The 23,069-nt window shown below is 56.5% G+C and carries 20 protein-coding genes and 3 pseudogenes; 8 read left to right on the top strand and 15 right to left on the bottom strand.

The window, feature by feature from the left end; all coding sequences use genetic code 11:
• The first annotated feature begins 12 nt into the window (after positions 1–12).
• A complete protein-coding gene (gene ppk1 / locus BZK31_RS05555) occupies positions 13–2,223 on the top strand; it encodes a polyphosphate kinase 1 (RefSeq protein ID WP_083181794.1) in 2,211 nt (736 codons plus the stop codon).
• Here the strand turns inward: ppk1 and ppx are convergent.
• The 3 genes from ppx to nudE form a co-directional block, all read right to left on the bottom strand.
• On the bottom strand, positions 2,210–3,712 hold the full coding sequence (gene ppx / locus BZK31_RS05550; RefSeq protein WP_083181820.1) for an exopolyphosphatase: 1,503 nt from the start codon (positions 3,710–3,712) through the stop codon (positions 2,210–2,212). The two genes, ppk1 and ppx, sit on opposite strands and share 14 nt — an antisense overlap.
• Before the next feature lie 223 nt (positions 3,713–3,935).
• Positions 3,936–4,778, bottom strand: a complete 843-nt coding sequence (gene cysQ, locus BZK31_RS05545; RefSeq protein ID WP_083181793.1) for a 3'(2'),5'-bisphosphate nucleotidase CysQ — start codon at positions 4,776–4,778, stop codon at positions 3,936–3,938.
• Positions 4,775–5,341: an ADP compounds hydrolase NudE gene (gene nudE, locus BZK31_RS05540; RefSeq protein ID WP_083181792.1), complete on the bottom strand. Its 567-nt coding sequence runs from the start codon at positions 5,339–5,341 to the stop codon at positions 4,775–4,777. The genes cysQ and nudE overlap by 4 nt, the downstream gene beginning before the upstream one ends.
• Before the next feature lie 98 nt (positions 5,342–5,439).
• Here nudE and yrfG point away from each other — a divergent pair, with 98 nt between their 5' ends.
• The gene (gene yrfG, locus BZK31_RS05535; protein ID WP_083181791.1) at positions 5,440–6,102 is read left to right on the top strand and encodes a GMP/IMP nucleotidase; all 663 of its coding nucleotides are present in this window, start codon (positions 5,440–5,442) and stop codon (positions 6,100–6,102) included.
• Positions 6,103–6,193: 91 nt separating this feature from the next.
• On the opposite strand, the gene lysM is transcribed toward yrfG, so the two are convergent.
• Complete coding sequence (gene lysM / locus BZK31_RS05530; protein WP_083181790.1) at positions 6,194–6,661, bottom strand: peptidoglycan-binding protein LysM; 468 nt, start codon at positions 6,659–6,661, stop codon at positions 6,194–6,196.
• A gap of 151 nt (positions 6,662–6,812) precedes the next feature.
• On the opposite strand from lysM, the gene BZK31_RS05525 reads away from it, so the two are divergent.
• The 4 genes from BZK31_RS05525 to BZK31_RS05510 all read left to right on the top strand — a co-directional run bounded on the left by BZK31_RS05525 (position 6,813) and on the right by BZK31_RS05510 (position 11,643).
• Complete coding sequence (locus BZK31_RS05525; protein ID WP_083181789.1) at positions 6,813–7,694, top strand: LysR family transcriptional regulator; 882 nt, start codon at positions 6,813–6,815, stop codon at positions 7,692–7,694.
• 103 nt (positions 7,695–7,797) lie between these two features.
• Positions 7,798–8,634 (top strand): formate dehydrogenase accessory sulfurtransferase FdhD, encoded by an 837-nt coding sequence (fdhD, locus tag BZK31_RS05520; protein ID WP_083181788.1) that lies wholly within the window; start codon positions 7,798–7,800, stop codon positions 8,632–8,634.
• Positions 8,631–10,967 (top strand): FdhF/YdeP family oxidoreductase, encoded by a 2,337-nt coding sequence (locus BZK31_RS05515; protein ID WP_083181787.1) that lies wholly within the window; start codon positions 8,631–8,633, stop codon positions 10,965–10,967. The genes fdhD and BZK31_RS05515 overlap by 4 nt, the downstream gene beginning before the upstream one ends.
• 196 nt (positions 10,968–11,163) lie before the next feature.
• Entirely contained in the window at positions 11,164–11,643 is a 480-nt protein-coding gene (locus BZK31_RS05510; protein ID WP_083181786.1) for a glycine zipper domain-containing protein, read from the top strand.
• 139 nt (positions 11,644–11,782) lie between these two features.
• Here BZK31_RS05510 and BZK31_RS05505 read toward each other — a convergent pair whose 3' ends face one another.
• Complete coding sequence (locus BZK31_RS05505) at positions 11,783–13,717, bottom strand: RecQ family ATP-dependent DNA helicase (protein ID WP_083181785.1); 1,935 nt, start codon at positions 13,715–13,717, stop codon at positions 11,783–11,785.
• Positions 13,718–13,902: 185 nt separating this feature from the next.
• Between BZK31_RS05505 and BZK31_RS05500 the strand changes: the two genes are divergently transcribed.
• Entirely contained in the window at positions 13,903–14,733 is an 831-nt protein-coding gene (locus BZK31_RS05500) for a hypothetical protein (RefSeq protein ID WP_083181784.1), read from the top strand.
• Here the strand turns inward: BZK31_RS05500 and BZK31_RS05495 are convergent.
• Together BZK31_RS05495 and BZK31_RS05490 are read right to left on the bottom strand one after the other, a co-directional pair.
• The gene (locus tag BZK31_RS05495) at positions 14,700–16,361 is read right to left on the bottom strand and encodes an acyl-CoA synthetase (protein WP_083181783.1); all 1,662 of its coding nucleotides are present in this window, start codon (positions 16,359–16,361) and stop codon (positions 14,700–14,702) included. The genes BZK31_RS05500 and BZK31_RS05495 overlap by 34 nt on opposite strands.
• Positions 16,362–17,014: 653 nt before the next feature.
• Positions 17,015–17,578 carry a hypothetical protein gene (locus BZK31_RS05490; protein WP_083181782.1) on the bottom strand — a complete coding sequence of 188 codons (564 nt, stop codon included), beginning with the start codon at positions 17,576–17,578 and terminating at the stop codon, positions 17,015–17,017.
• Between the two features lie 173 nt (positions 17,579–17,751).
• On the opposite strand from BZK31_RS05490, the gene BZK31_RS05485 reads away from it, so the two are divergent.
• On the top strand, positions 17,752–17,937 hold the full coding sequence (locus BZK31_RS05485) for a hypothetical protein (RefSeq protein WP_083181781.1): 186 nt from the start codon (positions 17,752–17,754) through the stop codon (positions 17,935–17,937).
• 415 nt (positions 17,938–18,352) lie between these two features.
• Here the strand turns inward: BZK31_RS05485 and BZK31_RS29690 are convergent, their stop codons facing one another.
• The 8 genes and pseudogenes from BZK31_RS29690 to BZK31_RS05450 form a co-directional block, all read right to left on the bottom strand.
• Positions 18,353–18,763, bottom strand: a complete 411-nt coding sequence (locus BZK31_RS29690) for a hypothetical protein (RefSeq protein ID WP_167377853.1) — start codon at positions 18,761–18,763, stop codon at positions 18,353–18,355.
• A gap of 134 nt (positions 18,764–18,897) precedes the next feature.
• Complete coding sequence (locus BZK31_RS30010) at positions 18,898–19,053, bottom strand: hypothetical protein (protein WP_157900705.1); 156 nt, start codon at positions 19,051–19,053, stop codon at positions 18,898–18,900.
• Positions 19,054–19,320: 267 nt separating this feature from the next.
• On the bottom strand, positions 19,321–19,812 hold the full coding sequence (locus tag BZK31_RS05475; protein ID WP_083181779.1) for an SMI1/KNR4 family protein: 492 nt from the start codon (positions 19,810–19,812) through the stop codon (positions 19,321–19,323).
• A gap of 134 nt (positions 19,813–19,946) precedes the next feature.
• Positions 19,947–20,946, bottom strand: a pseudogene (locus BZK31_RS30000) (RHS repeat-associated core domain-containing protein); the annotation flags it as partial.
• A gap of 233 nt (positions 20,947–21,179) precedes the next feature.
• Positions 21,180–21,590, bottom strand: a complete 411-nt coding sequence (locus BZK31_RS05460) for an immunity 22 family protein (RefSeq protein ID WP_083181778.1) — start codon at positions 21,588–21,590, stop codon at positions 21,180–21,182.
• Positions 21,590–22,057 (bottom strand): hypothetical protein, encoded by a 468-nt coding sequence (locus tag BZK31_RS29685; RefSeq protein ID WP_167377851.1) that lies wholly within the window; start codon positions 22,055–22,057, stop codon positions 21,590–21,592. Before BZK31_RS29685 ends, BZK31_RS05460 begins: the two co-directional genes overlap by 1 nt.
• Positions 21,981–22,520 (bottom strand): annotated as a pseudogene (locus BZK31_RS29995) (RHS repeat domain-containing protein); the annotation flags it as partial. The pseudogene BZK31_RS29995 and the gene BZK31_RS29685, both read right to left, overlap by 77 nt.
• A gap of 391 nt (positions 22,521–22,911) precedes the next feature.
• A pseudogene (locus BZK31_RS05450) lies at positions 22,912–23,069 on the bottom strand (transposase); the annotation flags it as partial.

The raw sequence follows: 23,069 nt of genomic DNA, 5'->3' as shown, positions 1-23,069 counted from the left end.
ACAGGAACACTCATGAATACCGAAGGACTCATCGAAGCCGCTGTTGAAGTCGATGTTCAGGAAGCTGCCCCGGTGGTCGAGCCTGATATCGAAGTTGTCCCGGCCATCGAGGCACCTGCTGCCGCGACGCCTGCCATTGTCGTTCCAAACCTGGACGACAGCAGCCTGTATATCCACCGTGAGCTGTCACAGTTGCAGTTCAACATACGGGTTCTGGAACAGGCGCTCGATGAGTCCTACCCGTTGCTGGAGCGGCTCAAGTTCCTGCTGATTTTCTCCAGCAACCTCGATGAGTTCTTCGAGATTCGTGTTGCGGGTCTCAAGAAACAGATTACGTTTGCCCGTGAACAGGCAGGTGCCGACGGCCTTCAACCGCATCAGGCGCTGGGCCGCATCAGCGAGCTGGTTCACGGTCATGTGGATCGCCAGTACGCGATTCTCAACGACATTCTTCTGCCGGAGCTGGAAAAGCATCAGGTCCGCTTCATTCGTCGCCGTCACTGGACCGCCAAGCTCAAGGCCTGGGTCCGTCGCTATTTCCGTGACGAAATTGCGCCGATCATCACCCCGATCGGTCTTGATCCGACGCACCCGTTCCCGCTGCTGGTCAACAAGAGCCTGAACTTCATTGTCGAGCTGGAAGGCATCGATGCCTTCGGTCGCGACTCGGGCCTTGCGATCATTCCGGCGCCGCGCCTGCTGCCGCGCATCATCAAAGTGCCCGAAGATGTCTGCGGGCCGGGCGACAATTTCGTGTTTCTGTCGTCAATGATCCACGCTCACGCCGATGACCTGTTCCAGGGCATGAAGGTCAAGGGCTGCTACCAGTTCCGCCTGACCCGTAACGCCGACCTGGCACTGGATTCGGAAGACGTGGAAGACCTTGCTCGTGCCCTGCGCGGCGAACTGTTCTCGCGTCGTTATGGCGACGCGGTGCGTCTGGAAGTGGCGGACACCTGTCCCAAGCACCTGTCCGACTACCTGCTCAAGCAGTTCAATCTGACCGAGTCCGAGCTGTATCAGGTCAACGGCCCGGTCAACCTGACGCGTCTGTTCAGCATCACCGGTCTGGACAGCCATCCGGAGCTGCAGTACCTGCCGTTCACTCCGGCGATTCCCAAGCTGCTGCAGAACAGCGAAAACATTTTCAGCGTGATCAGCAAGCAGGACATTTTGCTGCTGCACCCGTTCGAGTCCTTCACGCCAGTCGTCGACCTGCTGCGCCAGGCGGCGAAAGACCCGCATGTACTGGCCGTGCGCCAGACCCTGTACCGCAGTGGTGCCAACTCGGAGATCGTCGACGCCTTGGTCGATGCGGCGCGCAACGGTAAAGAGGTCACGGCAGTGATCGAATTGCGTGCCCGCTTCGACGAAGAGTCCAACCTGCAATTGGCCAGCCGCCTTCAGGCCGCGGGCGCAGTGGTGATCTACGGCGTGGTGGGCTTCAAGACTCACGCCAAGATGATGCTGATTCTGCGCCGCGAAGCCGGCGAGATCGTGCGTTACGCGCATCTGGGCACCGGTAACTACCATGCCGGTAACGCTCGTCTGTATACCGACTACAGCCTGCTGACCTCGGACGACGCGCTGTGCGAAGACGTCGGCAAACTCTTCAGTCAGTTGATCGGCATGGGCAAGACGCTGCGCATGAAAAAGCTGCTGCATGCGCCGTTCACGCTCAAGAAAGGCATGCTCGACATGATTGCCCGCGAAACGCAATTCGCGATCGACGGCAAACCTGCGCATATCATCGCCAAGTTCAACTCGCTGACCGATCCGAAGATCATCCGCGCCTTGTACAAGGCCAGTCAGTCCGGGGTGCGTATCGATCTGGTGGTGCGTGGCATGTGCTGCCTGCGTCCGGGCATTGCCGGGGTTTCGCACAACATCCATGTGCGCTCGATCATCGGCCGCTTCCTGGAGCACACGCGGGTGTTCTACTTCCTCAATGGCGGTGACGAACAGATGTTCCTGTCCAGTGCCGACTGGATGGAGCGCAACCTCGACAAGCGTGTCGAGACCTGTTTCCCGGTGGAAGGCAAGAAGTTGATTCTGCGGGTGAAGAAGGAGCTGGAAAGTTACCTGACCGACAACACCCACAGTTGGCTGTTGCAGTCTGACGGGCGTTACGTGCGCAGCACGCCGACCGGCAACCAGAACGCCCGAAGCGCCCAGGCGACCCTGTTGGAGCGCCTGAGCAACCCGGTTCTCAGCGTACGCTGAAGACGATACCGACTCGGGTCAGCCACTCCGCTTCCAGCGCGAAGTCGGCCTGAGTCAACTGGTTGTTTTCCAGCCAGCCGGCCGGGAATTCCGCATCCAGGTTCGGACCGTCGGCGCGCAACACCACGCGTGGCATCTCTTGGGTGCCACGGATGTGGTGGAACAGAATCGCAAAGCGCAGCAGCACGCACAGGCGAATCAGCTTGATGCCTTCATCGCCGAACTCGGCGAATTTGTCCTTGGGAATGTTACGGCGATGACCGCGCACCAGCAGCGCGAGCATTTGCTGGTCTTCGCGTGAGAAACCGGCCAGGTCGGAGTGTTCGATCAGGTAGGCGCCGTGCTTGTGGTAATGATAGTGGGCGATGTCCAGTCCGACTTCATGCACCTTGGCGGCCCAGCTCAGCAGCTCGGCGTAGCTCTCATGTTGCAGGTCCCAGCTGTCGGCGACCTGTTCAAGCGCGTGCAGCGCCTTGGCCTCGACGCGAGCGGCCTGTTCCATGTCGACGTGATAGCGCTCCATCAGCGAAGTCAGCGTACGCTCGCGCACGTCTTCGTGATGATGGCGCCCCATCAGGTCATACAGCACACCTTCACGCAACGCACCTTCGCAGTGATCCATGCGCTTGAGTTCGAGGGCGTCGAAGATGGCTTCCAGAATCGCCAGGCCAGCCGGGAAAATCGCACGGCGGTCGGGTTTGATGCCGTCGAAATCGATCTTCTCGACGTCACCCAGCTTGAACAGTTTGCGTTTGAGCCAGGCCAGCCCTTCGGCATTGACCTCGCCCGCGCCATAGCCATTGGCCTTGAGCGCCACACCAATGGCGCGAATGGTGCCGGACGAGCCGATGGCTTCATCCCACTTCAGGCGGTGCAGCGCATGCTCGATGCTCATGATCTCGAGGCGAGCGGCGGTGTAGGCCTGGGCATAGCGGGCCGGTGTCACCTTGCCGTCGCGGAAGTAGCGCTGAGTGAAACTCACGCAGCCCATTTGCAGGCTTTCGCGCAGCAGCGGCTCGAAGCGCTGGCCGATGATGAACTCGGTGCTGCCGCCGCCGATGTCCGCCACCAGGCGCTTGCCGGGCGTGTCGGCCAGTGTGTGGGAGACGCCCAGGTAAATGAGGCGTGCCTCTTCGCGACCAGAGATGACTTCCACCGGATGACCGAGGATTTCCTCGGCGCGGTGAATGAAGTCGTTGCGGTTACGGGCTTCACGCAGGGCATTGGTGCCCACGATGCGCACGGCGCCGAGCGGCAGACCGTTGATCAACTGGGCAAAGCGCTTGAGGCAATCGAGGCCTCGCTGCATGGATTCTTCAGTGAGCTGGCGCTCTTCGGTGATTCCGGCTGCCAACTGCACCTTTTCGCCCAGGCGCTCAAGAATGCGAATTTCGCCCTGATTGGCTTTTGCCACAACCATATGGAAGCTGTTGGAGCCCAGGTCGATAGCGGCGATCAGTGAAAGATTCTTGGGTTTAGAGTGCGGCATGGTCTTGGCAATCCCGTTCGATAACCGCGCCATCGTGCCACGATCCACCTCTGCCGCCAACGCGAAGCTGCCCAGGCGGCGGAAATACCCCGTATTACTTTGCCAGGTCGCCCGTGGGAGCCAACTCGTCCGCGAAAAGGTGTAGGGTCCGACGAAGGTGTACCGACTGAAAGAAAGCCTTCGCGGACGAGTCCGCTCCCGCGATTGGGGTATTGCTCCAGAGTCAGGATTGCGCCAGCACCAGAAGCTTTTCGCGCCAGTCGGCTTTGGCGGGTAAGGCCAGGAAGAACGGGTTGAGCAGCGATTCGCGCGCCGGGTAGGAAAAGCGCTGGCCGTCGAGTTGCAGCACTTCGCCACCTGCGCCCTCGAGCACGCCTTGCGCGGCCGCGGTGTCCCATTGCGAGGTCGGGGCCAGACGCGGGTAGCAGTCGGCAGCGCCCTCGGCCAGCAGACAAAATTTCAGCGAGCTGCCGATGTTGGTCAGTTGCAGCGGCCCCAGGCTTGCAGCCAACCCCGCCAGCAAATGCTCCTGCTCAGGGCTGGAATGCCGACGGCTGGCGACCACGGTGAACGCCTGCCCGGCCTGCAGTTCGCTGCGCACCTTGATCGGCGCAACATGGCCAACGGCATCGCTGCGCCATGCCCCCAGCCCTGCACCGCCGAAATAGCAGCGGTCGTTGGTCGGCATGGAAACCACGCCGAACACCACGCGACCGTGCTCGATCAGGGCGACATTGACGGTGAACTCTTCACTGCCGGAGATGAATTCCTTGGTGCCGTCCAGTGGATCGACCAGCCACCAGCGCTCCCAGGTCTCGCGCTCGCTCAATGGAATGTCAGCGTCTTCCTCAGACAACACATGAATACCCGGATCGAGCGCCTGCAGTCCGTCGACCAGCACCTGATGGGCGGCCAGGTCCGCTGCAGTCACGGGCGAGTCGTCGGCCTTGGAAGTCACGCTGACGTTTGCGCGCCAGAAGGGCAGGATCACCTCACCCGCCTGACGCGCCAGTTCGATCACGGGGGCAAGCAGCGGATGCGGCAGAAGGTCGAGCGAGTCGGTCATGGTTGGAACGATCCACGTTGGGTCAGCAAATCGCGGGTCAGGTACAACGCGGCCAGCGCACGTCCTTCGCTGAATTGTGCATTCTGAGCCAGGCTCGCCAGCTCCCTGAGGTTGATCTTGTCCACGCGGATCGGCTCGGGCTCATCACCTTCCAGTCGCTCTTCGTAAAGGTCAGTGGCCAGCACCACTTGAATCTTCTGATTCATGTAACCGGGCGACAGTGACAGCTCGGTCAGGTGTTCCAGCTGATGCGCGCCAAACCCGGCTTCTTCCTTGAGCTCGCGGTTGGCCGCAGCCAGGATGTCTTCGCCCGGCTCGATCAAGCCTTTGGGCAACGATAGTTCGTACTCGTCAGTGCCACCGCAATACTCTTCAATAAGGATCGCGTGATCGGCATCGAGCATCGCGACGATCATCACCGCGCCGTATCCCGCGCCTTTGCCAACCAGACGCTCATACGTGCGCTCGACGCCGTTGGTAAAGCGCAATTGCAGCTCTTCCACCCGGAACAGGCGACTGCTGGCCACGATGGCGCGGGCAAGGACGGTAGGTTTCTGACGCATGACAGGCTCCTTCACATGGACGAGGTACTATACCGTGGCTTTTCCGAATGTCTGTGTCGGATATGCTTACTCACACGACCACCCCGCAAGAGGCAAGAATGCTTTCCATGCCCTGGAGCGAAATCGATACCGTCCTGCTGGACATGGACGGTACGTTGCTCGACCTGCATTACGACGATCACTTCTGGATGCAGCACCTGCCGCAGCGCTACGCCGAGCTGCACGGCATCAGCTTCGCCATGGCCTGGCTGGAATTGAAGCCGCTGTTCGAGAACAACGCGGGCACCCTGAACTGGTATTGCCTGGATTTCTGGAGCGCCGAGTTGAAGCTGTCAGTGCGTGACCTGAAACGGGAAATCGCCCACATGATCGCACTCAGGCCGGACGCGGAGACTTTTCTGGCGGCGATCAAACAGGCGGGCAAGCGGGTGATCATGATCACTAACGCGCACCGTGATTCGCTGTCGTTGAAAATGGAGCGAATTGAGTTGTCACCCTACTTCGAGCGCCTGATCAGCTCCCACGATTACGGTTTTCCGAAGGAGAACGCGCAGTTCTGGGACGCCCTGCTGGCCGACACGGCATTCGACCCGGCCCGCAGCCTGTTCATCGACGACACCCTGCCGATCCTGCGCAGCGCCGGACGTTTCGGCGTCGCGCACTTGTTGGCCGTCAGCCAGCCCAACAGCCAGAAAGGTCCGAAGGACACCGAGGAGTTTGCCGCCGTGGATGATTATCGGGCGCTGATCAAGGGCTTGTAAGGGGTTATGCCCACGGCATCGAGAGTACCCATGCCTGCCGCACAAGTACTCATCAGGGGTATAGAGTCTGAGGCGCGATCAGCGTCTCAGCTCAATCAGGGATGCGTAACGTCTGCCCCGGATAGATCTTGTCCACGCTCTTGAGCATCGGCTGGTTAGCCTCGAAGATTTTCTGGTACTTGTTCGGATCGCCATACACGCGCTTTGAAATCGCGCTGAGGGTGTCACCCTTCTCGACGGTGACGAATCTGGATTGTGCGCTGACACTGGACGAAGCGCCTGACGCGCTACCAGCGGCGGCGATGGTCATCTGATCGTCTACCTTCTCGACGCCTTTGATATTGCCCAGCGTTACCAGAATCTTTTCCTTTTCCTCCTGACTGGAAGCCTCACCCTTGACGGTGATAGTGCCATCGTCGACTTCTGTCTGAATGGCGGGATTACCCAAGCCGACTTCGGAAATATGCGTTTTCAGGACTTCATCTGCGTTGGCGTTACCCGGCGTAATAGCATCCAGGATATTTTCGCCCGCCTCTTTCAAGAAACTGAAAATACTCATTCTCTGGTTCTCCTGACGTTGGTTGTCGAATCAGCAACAATAACCATAGCCCTTATAAATCGTGGCCTGCAGCGTTCCGACCAACGTCGCTCGACCATCCTCGGCCATGAACGCGTAGAATCGTGCGCCTGGATCGCCTACCGGAGTGAATATGGACATCAAGCAACTCAAATTCCTGATCGCCCTCGACGAAACGCGCCACTTCGGTCAGGCGGCAGCGCGCTGCAACATCACCCAGCCCACACTCTCGATGCGCCTGCGCAATCTGGAAGAAGAACTCGGCTTGCCGCTGGTCAACCGGGGCCAGCGTTTCGAAGGGTTCACCGCGCCGGGCGAACGGGTACTGGCCTGGGCGCGGACGGTGTTATCGGCCTATGACGGCTTGCAGGCCGAAGCCGCCGCCTGCCGTGGCCATCTGGTCGGGACCTTGCGACTGGGCGTGGTGCCGCTGTCGAGCTTCGATCCCTTGCCGTTGCTGCATCGTCTGCACCAGATGCACCCCAATCTGCGTTTCGAGCTGTCGTCGCTCAGTTCCGAGCAGGTGCTGGAACAACTGGCGAGCAATCGCATCGATCTGGGCGTGTCCTATCTGGAGCGGCTGGACAATGACCGGTTCGACTCGCTGGCGCTGGATGACACGAAAATGGGCCTGCTCTACGACCGGCGACATTTCAGCTTCGGCGATGCGCCGCTGAGCTGGGCGGATCTGGTCGAGTTGCCGTTGGGCATGCTGACCAGCGGCATGCATTTTCGCCAATCCATCGACCACAACTTCCACAGCCGCGGCCTTCAGCCGCAACCTCTGCTACAAACCGATGCCGTTCATCAGTTATTACAGGCAGTTCATGGCGGTTTTTGCTGCGCGATCATGCCGCTGGACGGCGGCCTGGAGACGCTCACCGAGCATCTAGCCATGCATCCGATTGCCGATGCCCGTACTTTGGCCCAGCTGGGGTTGATCATGCGCCGCAGTGCGCCCCGCTCCGCGCTGGCGGAAGCGTGTTTCGCGCTGGTAGCAGAAATCCCCCGATAAAACGCTGATCGACGTTATCTATCAGCGCATTGGAACTAGCGATTAGACGATACCGGACAACAGGCCTAGTCTGGTAGGTGTCAATCTGCCGGTATTTTTGCCCATGCATGCCAAGCGCACGGTCGGCACCGCGTCTGCTTTCGCGCCCGCCCCCGAAGCCAGCCAGTCCTACAGTTACGCGACCCTCGAAGGTCAGGACGGCGCACGCACGGCACTTGCCGAGGAAGTGGCGCTGGCGATCGCCTACAACGGCATCAGCCAGGCCGTCATGCTGGTCAGCCCGACCGACCTCGAAGACTTCATCGTCGGCTTCAGCCTGGGCAGCGGGATCATTGCGTCACGCGATGAAATCTACGACTTGAAACTCAGCGGTTGCGGCTCGGCGATGCAGGCCGAGGTCGAAATCGCCAGCCGTGCTTTCTGGGAAATGAAACAGCAACGCCGCCAGCTAGCAGGCACCAGCGGCTGTGGCCTGTGCGGCGTCGAAGCGGTCGAGCAGGCGCTGCCGGAACTTAACGCGCTGCCTGGCGCACCGCTCCCACCGATTCAATGGCTGGAAGGCCTGCGCCAGCGTATCGGCGAATTTCAGCCGTTGGGGCAGCACTGCGGCGCCGTGCATGCCGCCATCTACATGGATGGCTACGGCCAGTTGTTGCTAGGTCGTGAAGACATCGGGCGGCACAACGCGCTGGACAAGCTGATCGGCGCGCTCATTCGTCAAGATATTCCCTTGGCGGGCGGCACGGCCATCGTCACCAGTCGCTGCAGCCTGGAGTTGATCCAGAAAGTTCTGCGCGCAGGTATCCAGACGCTGGTCAGTCTGTCCTCGCCCACCGGCCTGGCCCTGCAATGGGCACGCCGACACAACCTTAATTTAATCCACCTGCCGCAGCACAGTGCGCCGCGGGTCTATAGCCCTGCGATGGAGATTCAAGCGTGAGCACTCATCACCAAGCCGACAAGACACCTACACCCCGCTACAAGCCATACAAAGGTGCGGCTGGCGGCTGGGGCGCACTGATCAGCGTGACGCAGGCCTGGCTGGGCAGCGACAATGCGCTGAAAAACCTGCGCATGATGCTCAAGACCAACCAGAACGGCGGTTTCGACTGCCCCGGTTGCGCGTGGGGCGATTCGCCGGAAAGCGGCATGGTCAAGTTCTGTGAGAACGGCGCCAAGGCGGTCAACTGGGAAGCCACCAAGCGCCGCGTCGACCCGGCCTTCTTCGCCCGCCACAGCGTGACCGCGTTGCTGGAGCAGAGCGACTACTGGCTTGAGTATCAGGGCCGCCTGACCGAGCCGATGGTCTACGACGCCGAAACCGACCGTTACAAGCCCATCGCCTGGGACGATGCCTTCGCGCTGATCGCCAAACACCTGAAAGCTCTGCCCAGCCCGAACATGGCCGAGTTCTACACCTCCGGCCGCGCCAGCAACGAAGCGGCTTACCTGTACCAGTTGTTCGTGCGCGCCTACGGCACCAACAACTTCCCGGACTGCTCGAACATGTGCCACGAGGCCAGCGGCGTTGCCTTGTCGCAAAGCGTCGGCGTCGGCAAAGGCACCGTGACCTTCGATGACTTCGAACATGCGGACGCGATTTTCGTACTGGGCCAAAACCCCGGCACCAACCACCCGCGCATGCTCGAGCCGCTTCGCGAAGCAGTAAAGCGTGGCGCGCAGGTGGTATGCGTGAACCCGTTGAAAGAGCGTGGCCTGGAGCGTTTCCAACACCCGCAGCACCCGATGGAAATGCTCACCAACGGCGACCGCCCGACCAACACCGCCTACTTCCGCCCGGCATTGGGTGGCGACATGGCGCTGCTGCGCGGTATGGCCAAGTACCTGCTGCAATGGGAGCGCGAGGCGCAACTGAACAACGCGCCGTCGGTGTTCGATCACGCGTTCCTGAACGAACACACTGAAGGCGTGCTGGATTACCTGGCGGCCATCGACGACACGTCATGGGACGAGATCGTCGAACAATCGGGTCTGCCGCTTGCCGATGTCGAACAGTCGGCGCGCATGTACGCCGCAGGCAAGAACGTCATCATGTGCTGGGCAATGGGCATCACTCAGCATCGTCACTCGGTGGCGACCATTCAGGAAATCGCCAACCTGATGATGCTGCGCGGGAACATTGGCAAGCCGGGCGCCGGTCTGTGCCCGGTGCGCGGTCACAGCAACGTGCAAGGCGACCGCACCATGGGCATCAACGAGCGCCCGCCGGTGTTCCTGCTGGACGCTCTGGAAAAACGCTTCCAGTTCAAGGTGCCCCGCGAAAACGGCCATAACGTGGTCGAAGCCATCCATGCCATGGCCGAAGGCCGCGCCAAGGTGTTCATCGCGCTGGGCGGCAACTTTGCCCAGGCCACGCCAGACAGCCATCGCACCGCCGAAGCACTGACCAACTGTGACCTGACGGTACAAATCAGTACCAAGCTCAACCGCAGCCACCTGTTTCACGGTAAGGACGCGCTGATCCTGCCGTGCTTCGGTCGTACCGACATCGATATTCAGGATAACGGTCCGCAAGCGGTCACCGTGGAAGACTCGTTCAGCATGGTGCACGCCTCGAACGGTCAGTTGCAGCCGATCTCCTCGCAGATGCGCTCCGAGCCTGCGATCCTGGCCGGCATCGCCAACGCGACGCTGGGCAAGCAACCGGTCGACTGGTTGTGGCTGGCGCAGGACTACAGCCGCATTCGCGATCTGATCGAAGACACCATTCCAGGCTTCAAGGATTTCAACGAGCGCATCAAAAACCCGGGCGGTTTCTACCTGGGCAATGCGGCGGGCGCACGTCGCTGGAACACCGCATCGACCCGCGCCAACTTCAAGCCCAACAAACTGCCGAGCACCTTGCTGCATGAGGGCATCAGTTCCACCGGCGAGATTCCGGACCTGATCATGCAGTCCATGCGCTCGCACGATCAGTACAACACCACCATCTATGGCCTGGACGACCGTTATCGCGGTGTGAAAGGTCAACGCGACGTGCTGTTCGTCAACGAAGCCGACATCATCCGCCTCGGCTTCCAGCCGGGCCAGAAAGCGGACCTGATCTCGATCTGGGGCGACAACCGCGAGCGCCGCGTGAAGGGCTTCACCCTGCTGCCGTTCGACATCCCGGCCGGCCAGGCGGCGGCTTACTATCCAGAGGTCAACCCACTGGTACCGCTGGAAAGCGTTGGTGACGGCAGCAGCACGCCGACCTCGAAGTTCGTGGCGATCCGCCTTGAGCGCTCGGCGGAGTCGGTGCGGATTATCTGAAGCCCATAAAAAAGGCCCGTTTCTCTGGAAACGGGCCTGTCGCAAGTAACCTCAGACTGTATTTTCAGGTTTAAGTTCCTTAGCCAAAACAATAACTTAGCTGTTTGTTTTGCAATCGTGTTACTCGTCGGATTTGCATTGCTACATTCTTCACTTGACACGAATATCGCGGCGTCATCCCTATGAGATTCCCTACATGAAGTATTCCTCGATACTGTTGTTGTCTCTTACCCTGAGCACCGGTTTCGCCTCTGCAGGCGATAACGTGACGGCAGGCGTAGGCGGAGCATTGGGTGGGGTACTGGGTTCGGTCGTCGGTCAGCAGGTCGGCGGCAGCACCGGTTCGGCAATTGGTGCCGGGCTGGGCGGCGCAGCCGGTAGCGCGGTTGGTGCAGATCGCCGCAATCGTACAGAGGCGGCTATTGGCGGTGGGCTGGGCGCTGCGGGCGGGAACGGGATCGGTCGCAGCGTAGGCGGCAACACGGGCAGCCTGGTGGGCTCGGTTGCAGGTGGCGCCGCAGGTGGCGCGCTGGGCAATTATATGGGCAATGAAAGCCGCGATGATGATCGCCGCTATCGTGGCGGCCGTGATGACCGTCGCGAATACCGCGGTCATGGTAACCGTGGCAAGCACTATGGGCATCGCAAGCATGGTCGCGATTACCGTCATCGTTGATCATAAAGATACAGAAACCGGCCGCTCTCGAGCGGCCGGTTTGCGTTCCGGTGGGGGTGTTTAGCCTATTCGCGGACGAGTCCCACGGGGCAGGAGTGGACTTGTCCACGAAATGGCGGGGCAGACAAACGCTATTGCGTCACGCTACGAGCCGGCTCAGCACCCACGTCCGCACGTGCGCATATGGATAATCCTCCAGTTCGGCGAATCCCGCAGTGGCACGCGCTTTCAGCTTTGTGAAGAGCGGCACACTGATGCCGCACAGAAAACGCGTCAGGCATTCCGCGCTTGGCGGCTGGCCGCTGTGGTCCTGATGCTTGTGAATGAAATCGCCGCACAGCTGCTGAAAGTCTTTGTTGCCTAGCGGTTCGAGTGCAGGAGGCTCTGGCAGATGGGCGATCTGGCCATGGCACACCGAGCAATGGCCGCAACGCTGCGGGGCGTTGTGGTCGCCAAAGTACTGGGCAAGACGGTGCGTCAGGCATTGATCGCTCGCGAACACGTCAAGCATGGTGTGTATCCGGGCGACTTCGGTCGCTTCATGCTCGCTGAAGTAAGCGTGCAACTCGTCGCTCAGCGCCTCTGGATCAAAATCGCTGCGCAACAGGCTGTAGACCTCGGTCATCTGCTTGCTTTCCAGCTCGATCCAGCCCTTCTCCTGAAAGTAATCCAGCGCCGTGACCACACGCCCGCGCTCGGCACCGTACTGCTGGTAGAGCGCATCGAAATCCACCGTCGCCCAGGTTCGCGCTCGACTGGACGTCTGGATGACCGCTTCGACGAACTGCCGTCGCTCACCTTCGAAGCGCGCCAGTAATTCACCTGGCTCAATCAGAAACTTGAAGCGGTATTCCGCGAAATAGGCGTAACGCGGCGCGATGATCCCGCGCAGTTCCAGTTGTACCAGCAGCGTCTTGAGCGGCAGTTGGCGGATGTTGCTGAGATCCGCCAACGGATTCAGCAGAAACTCCCATTGCCCGTCGTGACGTGCGTTAAGCAAGTCCTCCAGAACGCGAGCGATGCCCTCACGCTCCGGTGTGTCGCCATACACAAAGTTTTCCAGCACGTTGATGCTGTCGCGGTTGGCGAGCACCAGACAATCGGACGCCGCACCGTCGCGCCCTGCCCGGCCGATTTCCTGGCTGTAGTTCTCGATGGATTTAGGCAGGTCGAAGTGCACCACGTTGCGGATATCGCTCTTATCGATGCCCATGCCGAACGCGATGGTGGCAACGATGCAGTTCAGGCGACCGCTCATGAACTGCTGCTGGATCGACTCGCGCTTATCGTTGGGCAAACCGGCATGGTAGGCGCTGGCTGGCAGGCCGCTCTGCTGCAAGTGCGCCGCGATGTATTCGGCGGTTTTCTGCAACGTGACGTAAACGATGGTCGGCTGCCCGCTTCGCTCGCTCAGCCATTCGACCAGCCGCCGACGCTTGTCCCATCCGCTGACCGGCTCGACCCACAGATGCAGGTTGGCGCGATAGAAGCCGGTGGTGACCACGTCCTGCGGCGCGATGGCGAACTTGTCCTGCATGTCGGCAATCACCTGCGGCGTGGCCGTGGCAGTCAACAGCAAGGCCTGCGGGATATTGAACTCGCGCTGGTAGTCGGGCAGCTTCAGATAATCGGGCCGGAAGTTGTGGCCCCATTCGGAGATGCAGTGCGCCTCGTCCACCACCAGCAGCGAGATCGGGACTTGGGTGATGAACTGGCGAAAGCGTTCATTCTTGAGACGCTCTACGGAAATCATCAGCACCTTCAACTCCCCGGAGCGCGCCTGCGCCATCACATGGGCGACGTCCTCGCGGCTCTGCGCCGAATCGATGCTCGCCGCCGCAATGCCGTGACGCTTGAGAAAGGCCAACTGGTCCTGAATCAGCGCCAGCAAAGGCGACACCACCAGCGTCAGGTGCGGCAACATCAACGCCGGCAATTGGTAGCAGAGTGATTTGCCTGAACCGGTGGGGAAAATCGCGGCTGCGGAACGCCCGGCCAGCACCGCACCAATGGCTGCCTCTTGCCCCGGACGAAACTGCGAGTAACCGAAAACCTGCTCAAGACGTTCGTGCATGTGCGGCGCTTCCCTAAATGAATCGAAACGGGTGAATCAAAACGGATTCGACCTTAGCGCGTAGGACGCGGCGGCGACACCTCTAAAACATTTCAGAAATCGCCCTGAACACCGATACACTTGAAACCCCGATACGTGGCACATAGCCAGACCACGCAGCGTGATCAATGATTCAAGGAGCAGGAATGGATTCCACGCAGCAGTCAGACGATGACGGAATTATCCGCATCCAGCGTCTTGTGCCCGGCCAGGTCGATGTGGTGCTGGGTTCGCACCCGAGCCGAAAGGTCAGCCCTCGTCCACGCAAGCCGCGCGCCTACGGGTTATGGCTGGCGGGCCTGGTTGTCGTGGGTTGCCTGGGTGCCATGATCACTTCGCACCTGCACAAGCCCAAGGCTGTGCCGCTGCCGGTCGCTGAACCGCCCGCCGTTGAAGCGCAGACGTCCTGGATCGATTCGGAATCGGTGCCGACAGCCAGCCCATCCCCTGCCACGCTGCGTCGGGAAGCGTATGTGTTGCCCAAAACCGAGCCCGCCAGTGCGGCCGCGTCGAACGCCCCGTTACAACCGCTGGATAACTGCCTGAAGAACGGCAATGTCATCGATGAGAGCGTCCTGAATTGCCGTTTCGGCCAGGTCCCGCGCCCGACTCAGACCGAACCGGCGCAAGGCATGGTGTCGGCGGGCTACATGGCCGACTTCAAGGCAGACGCCGCCCGACCCGCCGCCCGACCTTCGCGACCTTACAAGGTGGCAACCGTTTCCATACGCGAGTGGGACGGGCGCAACCGCTATCGCGCGCAGTGGCGTGTCTACGACAACACCATCGACGGCGACAGCGTGTGCGAGAACTTCCTTGCTCGCTCAGTGGAACGACGCGAGTGCCGCAAATCCGCGCAGGTCAACTTCCGTGAGGAATGCCGGGAGTGGACCAAGCGTGCGAACCGGGATCGCGATCAGGAGAGCCGCAACGCCGAACAACGCTACTGCGAAGCCGCATCCACTTTCACGCCCTGATCGGTCTGGCCGTTTTTCGCCCATTCGCGCAATAGAAACTTCTGGATCTTGCCGGTCGAGGTTTTCGGCAGCGGCGTAAACACCACGGTTTTCGGGACCTTGAAGCCCGCCAGATGCTCGCGGCAAAAACGCATGAGCTGCTCAGCCGTCACCTGGTCAGAGCCGGTCTTGAGGGTGACGAAGGCACACGGCGTCTCGCCCCACTTCTCGTCAGGCCGGGCGACAACGGCGGCTTCCAGAATGGCCGGATGGCGATACAGCACACCTTCAACCTCGATGGTCGAAATGTTCTCGCCGCCGGAAATGATGATGTCCTTGCTGCGATCACGAATCTCCAGATAGCCGTCGGCATGCCACACCGCCAGATCGCCGGAGTGAAACCAGCCGCCCTCGAACGCTTTATCCGTGGCGGTCGGGTTGCCCAGGTAGCCTTTCATGACGGTATTGCCACGCATATAGATCTCGCCAATGGTCTGGCCATCTTTAGGCACCGGCTGGTGGGTCAGCGGATCGGCGACCATTACCCCTTCGAGCGTCGGATAGCGTACACCCTGCCGCGCTTTCAACGATGCGCGCTCGTCAGGCGGCAGCTCGTCCCATTCAGCCTTCCAGGCACAAACCGTGACCGGGCCGTAGGTTTCCGTCAGGCCATACGCGTGGGTGATGCAGATACCCATTGCCTCGACCGACGCAATGACCCGCGCAGGCGGCGCAGCACCTGCGGTCATGGCATGGACCGCATGGCCGAACGAGACGTTCGCTGCATCGGGCAGATTGGCCAGCGCGTTGAGCACGATGGGCGCGCCACACAAATGGCTGACCTTGTGTTCGTCGATCAGCGTAATGATCTTCTGCGGGTCGACGCGACGCAGAAACACATGGGTGCCGGCCTGCGCCGTGATGGTCCAGGGATAACACCAGCCGTTGCAGTGAAACATCGGTAGCGTCCACAGATAGACCGGATGCAGGCCCATGCCCCAGGCCATCTGATTACCAATGGCATTCAGAAACGCACCGCGATGGTGATAGACCACACCTTTGGGGTCGCCGGTCGTGCCGGAGGTGTAATTCAGGGAGATCGGCGCCCATTCGTCCTCAGGCCATCGCCACTCGAAATCGGGATCACCTGCGCCAAGCAGCGCGTCGTAGTCGAGCTCGCTGAGCAGTCGTCCTTCGCCATACTCGGGATCGTCCACATCAATCAACAGCGGCGGGTTTTCCAGCATTGCCAACGCCGCATGCACCACCGCATGAAACTCACGGTCGGCAATCAACACCTTGGCTTCGCCATGCCCGAGCATGAAAGCAATGGCCGATGCATCCAGGCGCACATTCAGTGTATTGAGCACCGCACCCAGCATCGGCACACCAAAATGCACCTCAAGCATTGCCGGAATATTGGGCAGCATCACCGCAACCGTATCGCCGCTTTGCACACCCAACTGGCTCAATCCTGAAGCGAGCTGACGACAGCGGCGATACGTCTGCGCCCAGTCACGCCGAATCGCGCCATGAATGACTGCCGGATAATCCGGGTAAGTCGCGGCAGTACGCTCAAGAAAACTCAGCGGCGTAAGCGCCATGTGGTTGGCCGGGCCTTTGGACAGCCCCTGATGGAAGATCGACATAGACACACCCTGGCGAATTATTAGCTCTGGACCCAAGCGGGCCGGTGATTTCGTAATGCTGCTGTGCTCAGTTATAGCTCGCATAGGCAGGACTGCATCACCCGACCTTCGACTAAATCCCACGCAGGTATAGCGAAAGGCTTACACGCAATTGAGTCATTTGGCTCTTTTTGACCTGACGGGACGGTCGTAAGATTGGATCCAACAACTGGTGAACAAGGAGTTCGCCAGGATCAGGGACGATCGACCATCGCCGGGAAGGCAGCCGACAGGGAGTTGGAATGGTCTTGGTACAAACCCGCTTCGGCGGGTTTTTTATTGCCTGCGATTTGTGCCGCGCCATGGACGACTGATCAAATTATGTACGCCCTGCTTCTCCTACGCATCACTTGTCACATTCCCACGGCATGTTGATGCAGGAACAGGGCTGCAACGGCCTCGTATAGCCAAAGGCTTACACGCCCTAGGGGTAGTTGGCTATTTTTGTCCAACAACATGAGCCGTAATATTGGATCCAACAAGTGGTGAGCAGGGAGCTCACCAGGATCAAGGATGATCGGCCATCGCCTCGGAGGCGTCCGACAGGAAGTCGGGATGGTCTTGGGAAAACCCGCTTCGGCGGGTTTTTTGTTGCCTGTCGAAAACGCATCCGGCTATCGACGGCTCTCCTTCCTTTTGCGCAGCATGGCCCTGCGACTATCGATGTGGCGCTTGCGCGTGTCCCTGAGCTTGTACTCTTCACGTAGCAGCTTGCGCTGCGCACGATTGAACAGAAACTGCTCACGCATCTCCCGGTGACGCCTGCTGTTCAGCGATAAAAAGCCAAGCAACGGAAAAAGCACACCCAGCATCGAGCTGATCACATCGACACGCCGATCAGACATAGCCCAAGTCACCAGCACCGTAGCCATACAGATCGCCAGCAAGGTCACCAACACCCACATCCCCCATAACCGCCCTCTGGCCAGCAAAATGCCTCCGGCGGACAGGATCACACTGGTGCCCATCATGAGCTTGAAGGTATCCATGGACGCATCGCGGTCATGAGCAAACCAGGCCTGCGTGACGATGCTTGTCGTGATGGCGAGCGAAAAAATGCACATGAACATGGAAAACATGAACACCGGAAAATAGCGCGCGCGGAAGGTGTACGGGGTGTAGAAATACATCAGCTTTGGGTCGAGGGGACCTGGTTTGTTGCGGGATTGTTTGCCCAATTTTGGTCTTCCTTGATGGGGAGGAACGAGCTTGCGAAGAACTTGAAGTTTATCCAGCGACTTGCCGGGCGTGTGGCAATAAATTCATGAAGGTAGGTGATGGTGCGACATAGCGGGCCGGTTTCCTGGAGCAGCCAGGCATATCCATCGTACCCAAGCGAAAGCTGGCTGCCATGAAGCAGCGTAAAGCCGGTTATGTGGCCGGTGTCATGCAGTTCGATGGTGAAGGGCTAGCGTCTGGTGGCGCTAATGTCGGCCAGCGTGTCTTGCTCGATGCGAAGGAAATGCAGGAAGTGGCCCATCGCGTCTTCGATGATTTGCAGCGGCTTTCGACGGTAACGCCCAGTTGTTTCTTATAAAGACATTTTGCTTAACATATAAAATTGCGCTCAAGCAAACTGTCTCAAATACTTACCAAACCAAAACTCTACCGCGTCCTCATTTACACCATACTCTCCTTTCCAGAAATCAACCGGATAACTCCAGTCACTGGACTTGGATTTTCTTGGCATTAGCCCAATGTTTTTAAACTGATAAACAAACCCCTTATGCTCTGGACTTTCCAAAACGCCTATATGGACTAAAAGATCAACAAGCCCTCTAGACTGCTCAGCTGAAAGCTTTAAACTCTTCAAGCTTCTGATTTTTTTCAATAGTCGTAGGTGTATCCTCTGGCACAGCACTCTTTAAAACAGCTAGCACAGCTTTGAACGATGTTATAGATTCCACACTATTGACTCTAGACTCATTAGCCTCTTTCAAAAAAAATATAACTCATCGGGGAGAACCACTATTGCTAGCCCCAGAAGAATAGCGCCCTAAATTCAAAATAGTAAAATCCCTTTTGCGGGATTTAAAAGCGCCACACACATCGCATTGAAAGCCATTAGCAACAGTAAATTTATGCTTAGGTAAGTTCAAAGCTATCGCAAAAGCTGACAGTGCAGCCCTCTTTTCAGGCTGATTATTTTCTAAACCCAACAAAAAAGACTCAACCACACTTTCTTTACTGCATATCGACACCTCATGAAAAAGCAATTTAATCAAATCGTCATGTTCCAGTTCAACAACAGGACGAAGTAAGTCATTCGTTCGTAAGACCTCCATAGACTCTGGAGACGGAAGCTCTCCAGATATCCCATAACGATAATACTCTTTGATAGCGCTTTTTAAATTAGTATTCATATTAACCTTTAGCACGTTGCTGATTTTGGACCGGAAAACTGCTCCCATCCTTTTTCAACCGCAACCAGGCCTAGATATTTTTGAGTTTTAGCGTTCTAAGCCTCAACTGAATAACCATCGCTAGCAGATAATTTTTACTTTACATCAGCACCATTAGCGCTTTTAAAGGCATTCATCTTGCCTTTACAGCTATTGCATGGCGGGCACTCCCCCTTAATAACAAACCTATCGCCAGGCACTACAAAGAGGTGCAACTCACGTGTGATCCTTGCCTCAGTGTCAGTGACAATCGTGCTTTTTCCTTTTCAACTCGAGTCGCTTCAGACCAGCGAGATGTAGCGGCTTCGCTCATAGTCCGTAAAGCCTCATCGAATAGATGGATTTTAACACGCAACATCCAAAACATTGCCAAAAGGCACAATTATTCAGTTGCGCCTTCAAATTTAATTATTTCATTTTTTACCCCCTTGAATTCGGTTGTCGAATTCAACCATACGCATACTTGCACTTATGAAAGTCACCCAAGCCAAGCAAAATACTTCCAATACGGCTCAAATTTAAAACTCAAGATCCGATTCATCTTTCAACTCATTAATAAACTCCTCAAAGGAATTTGAAAGCCACCTGTAAGCTTTGGCATGATTAGCAGAGGCACTCAACTCGGAATCGAAGGAATCGGTCGCAAAGAAACACACATTACCGTCAGAAAGGTCTAAACAGAAAAAATTCCCGCCATCATCTATGGCAAACGGAAGTAAAGTCTGGGGAATTACATTTTTTGCTACCATTGCAACATAGCACCCCCCCAGAAATTTAGTTTCTGATGCATCTGGGGCGTCTGGAGGCGCGACAGCCTTGAATCTTTTTACTCTAACAGGCTCATACTCATCATCGCTATCCCACCAATCTTTACTCGGCACACCGCCATTACAGCTCATGTATAGATCTTTAAAGCTTGTAGGTAGAACTCTACCTACGACAGTCTCTAACTCATCTATTTGAGCCATTCCAACTTTAGACTCAGACTTAGAAAACTCAAAAGGTAGCATATTTAAACCCCTTACTAGCACGTTGTGGATTTTACTTTCGGTGCCCGCCCTTTCAGCCAGCCCTTACTTTGCGAAATACCTATTGCATCTGCTGTACCATAAGCTCCAGACCGCAATCCAAAGTGTTTTTCAAACTGAGATACAGAGCCTCCATGTGGAAACGTAGCTTCGTGTGCCGACGTTTTAACCAGCTGCATGGTAGTCTTGCCCGTTGCAGGGTCAAAATCATCCAGATGATGCCACGTATAGTCATCGACGTCTGATGCTTTAATGCCAGCCTCTTTATAGGCCTGAGTAAAATCTCGCCCTCTGGACCCTTGCATAGTGATACTTACTATGTTTTTTTGGTTACCACTTACAGGGAATAAGTCAGGGGACCCTGTAAAATCAACCCCCTTATAAGCCCATCCCCAAGGATCTATCCAAACATTAGGGTTAGGTGCATACCGGTATAGATTAAGCCCCCCATCTAACCCAATCGGATCCTGCGTAATAAACCGCCCCACCTCCGGATCGTAATATCGGAACGTGTTGTAGTGAAGCCCCGTCTCCTCATCAAAGTACCGCCCCTGAAAACGCAGGTTCTGCTCGACCTCGTTCACGGTCAGCGTTTCAATGGAACCCCACGCCTTGTACGTCGTCTGCCAGATGATCTGCCCGTCGGTGTCGGTCATCTTCAGTGGCGTGCCGATCTGGTCGGTGTGAAAGTAGTAAAGCGTGTTTTCGGGTTCGTCTTCGAGCTGGTCGATACGGGCCAGCGGCGCATAGCTGCCGGGCTCGTAAACGTACAGGCTGTTCTTCATGCAGCATCGGCAGGCCTTGCCAGAGGAGGCGTTTGTGTTCGGTTTGACCGTCCTTTATTGAAGTCTTGCCAACCCTCCGCCCCAGGCTGTCTTACTGGTACGTGCCGGTACTTTCGAGCTTGCTGTTTACCAGCGTTTCGGCTTTGACGAGACGGTTTTCGCAGTCGTAGGTAAACGTCTGCCATTTCGCCAGACCACTGCTTTTCTCGGTCAGGTTGCCCCAGGCGTCGTAGCTGTATACCTGATCGCGCCATTGCTTGAGGCGGTTGTCCGTCACGTGGCCGAAACGGCTGGTGTTAAAGTTCAAGCGGTTGGCTGCGGAGTCGTAGCGAGGGCAGAAAAATTTTACTCGAAACAGACTTGAAAAATACATTCTAAAAATTGAGATCTGACAAATCAAAACCCAACCTGACAGAAATTATTTAATACGAAATTTTAAAAATACAAAAGCCTCTCAATAGCTAGCAAATAGAAGCAACATATAAGCACCTCAAAGAAATAATTGAAAATCAATCACTATTTCGAGGCACTTATAATCTCCACATTAAAAAAGCATACAGAAAGTCAATTTCCTTCAAACAGACCCACATATTTTAAGCCATTATAGCTAGCCTTATATGGCCGAGAAACACCAATACCACCGTCAGAGTACCAAAATATTGCATTTGCTTTGGAAATACCTAAATTAGCACATTCCGCCTTTACATTTTCTAAACTATTAGAATCAACAGGAGCCTCTTTAAGAAGCTCATTTAAACTTATTTCCTTTTCAGCTCTAGGGATGATTCCAATGAAATCCTGATCATACCACCTTATCCCTATATCCTTACAAAACCCACACACTTTATAGCCTGGCTCATCTAATTCAGCATCATAATCTAGCTCAAAATATTTCTGATAATCCGGTTCTGGCTCAAAGTTTGTACCGATCCAAATATGAACTTTTTCATATCTTTCAATATCGTAAGTATCCATTAGCAACTCCCTAATTTCATATGAGCACGATGATGGGCATCAATTACACTCAACGCCTGAGCCTTTGTCTGAGTCTTAGCCAAATCTCTTATTAGATTATTGTGAAAGTTTCTACCTGCGCTGCTATTATGGTGTGATCCGTTAGGTACGGGATTGCCGAGCGCATTAGTAACGCCGACAAAAGTACCATCTTTGGTTGGCACAGTTAGTTCTCTAAATTCTTGAGCCGAAAAACCTAGCTCTTTTGCCTTCGCAGCTATTGAAATTGGAAAAATTTCATGCTTACCTCCTGGCCTTCTTAGCGCGTCTCCCACTGCAGTCTTATTTTTGAGAACGTCAGCAAAAGAAGCATTATTGAACCAACTATCAAAACCTCCTTTCTCCCAAGGAAGCCATCCAAGATGGATCAATCCATAATGTGGGAGCAGGAACGTATGAGTAAAGATTAAGCCCTCCGAGAAACCCAATCGGATCCTGCGTAATAAACCGCCCCACCTCCGGATCGTAATACCGGAACGTGTTGTAGTGAAGCCCCGTCTCTTCATCAAAATACTGCCCCTGAAACCGCAGGTTCTACTCCACCTCGTTCACGGTCAGCGTTTCAATGGAACCCCACGCCTTGTACGTTGCCTGCCAGACGATCTGGCCGTCGGCGTCGGTCATCTCCAGCGGCGTGCCGATCTGGTCGGTGTGGAAGTAGTAAAGCGTGTTTTCGGCTTCACCTTCACGCTGGTCGATACTGGCCAGCGGCGCATAGCTGCCGGGCTCGTAAACGTGCAGGCTGTTCTGTCCCGGCTGTTCTTCACGCAGCATCCGCAGGCCTTGCCATAGGAAGCGTTTGTGTTCGGTCTGGCTGTTTACTTCGAACTGTTTGGTAACCCGTCGCCCCAGACCGTCGTACTGGGACGTGCCGGTACTTTCGAGCTTGCTGTCAATCAGATAATTCTATACCAAAGATCGGAATCAAGAACTACAAAAGCCTCTATATGTCATTCTCTAAGACAAAGTTTTTTTCATCAACTGAAGCAGTTTTACTAACCTTTGGCAACATATCAACCAAGCGAAAGTTAATCCCATACCCAAGCGACCCACAAGGAAAATCCAGTCCGACATATCCACTTATTGTCAAACTATACCTGCCTTTTGGAACCTCAATGTAGTCATTATTGAGTAGCTTATTTTTATAATTTTTTTATAGTCGCAAAAAAAACCGGGATCCCAATCAAGTAGAGCGTATAGATCAGAAGCTATCAAAATTTCTGACGTAACGCACAAAGGAAACCCTGAGTAGGAAAATTTGCGACTGACTAGGTTTTGTACGAAAGTATTGCCTCATACAGCGTAGGCTGCAGGCCAGCGTGACCATGGCTGCAAAGCTCCTGGCCAGCTTGTCGTAGCGAGTCCCTATTCTGCGGTTCTCTTTTAGCCAGCCAAACATCCGCTCAATGATGTTTCGCTGTCGATACTTTGGACGATCAA

The sequence above is a fragment of the Pseudomonas floridensis genome, assembly GCF_002087235.1.
GTDB lineage: Bacteria > Pseudomonadota > Gammaproteobacteria > Pseudomonadales > Pseudomonadaceae > Aquipseudomonas > Aquipseudomonas floridensis.
The sequence above is the reverse complement of the archived record's forward strand: the minus strand, read 5'-3'. Positions and strand labels throughout refer to the sequence as shown.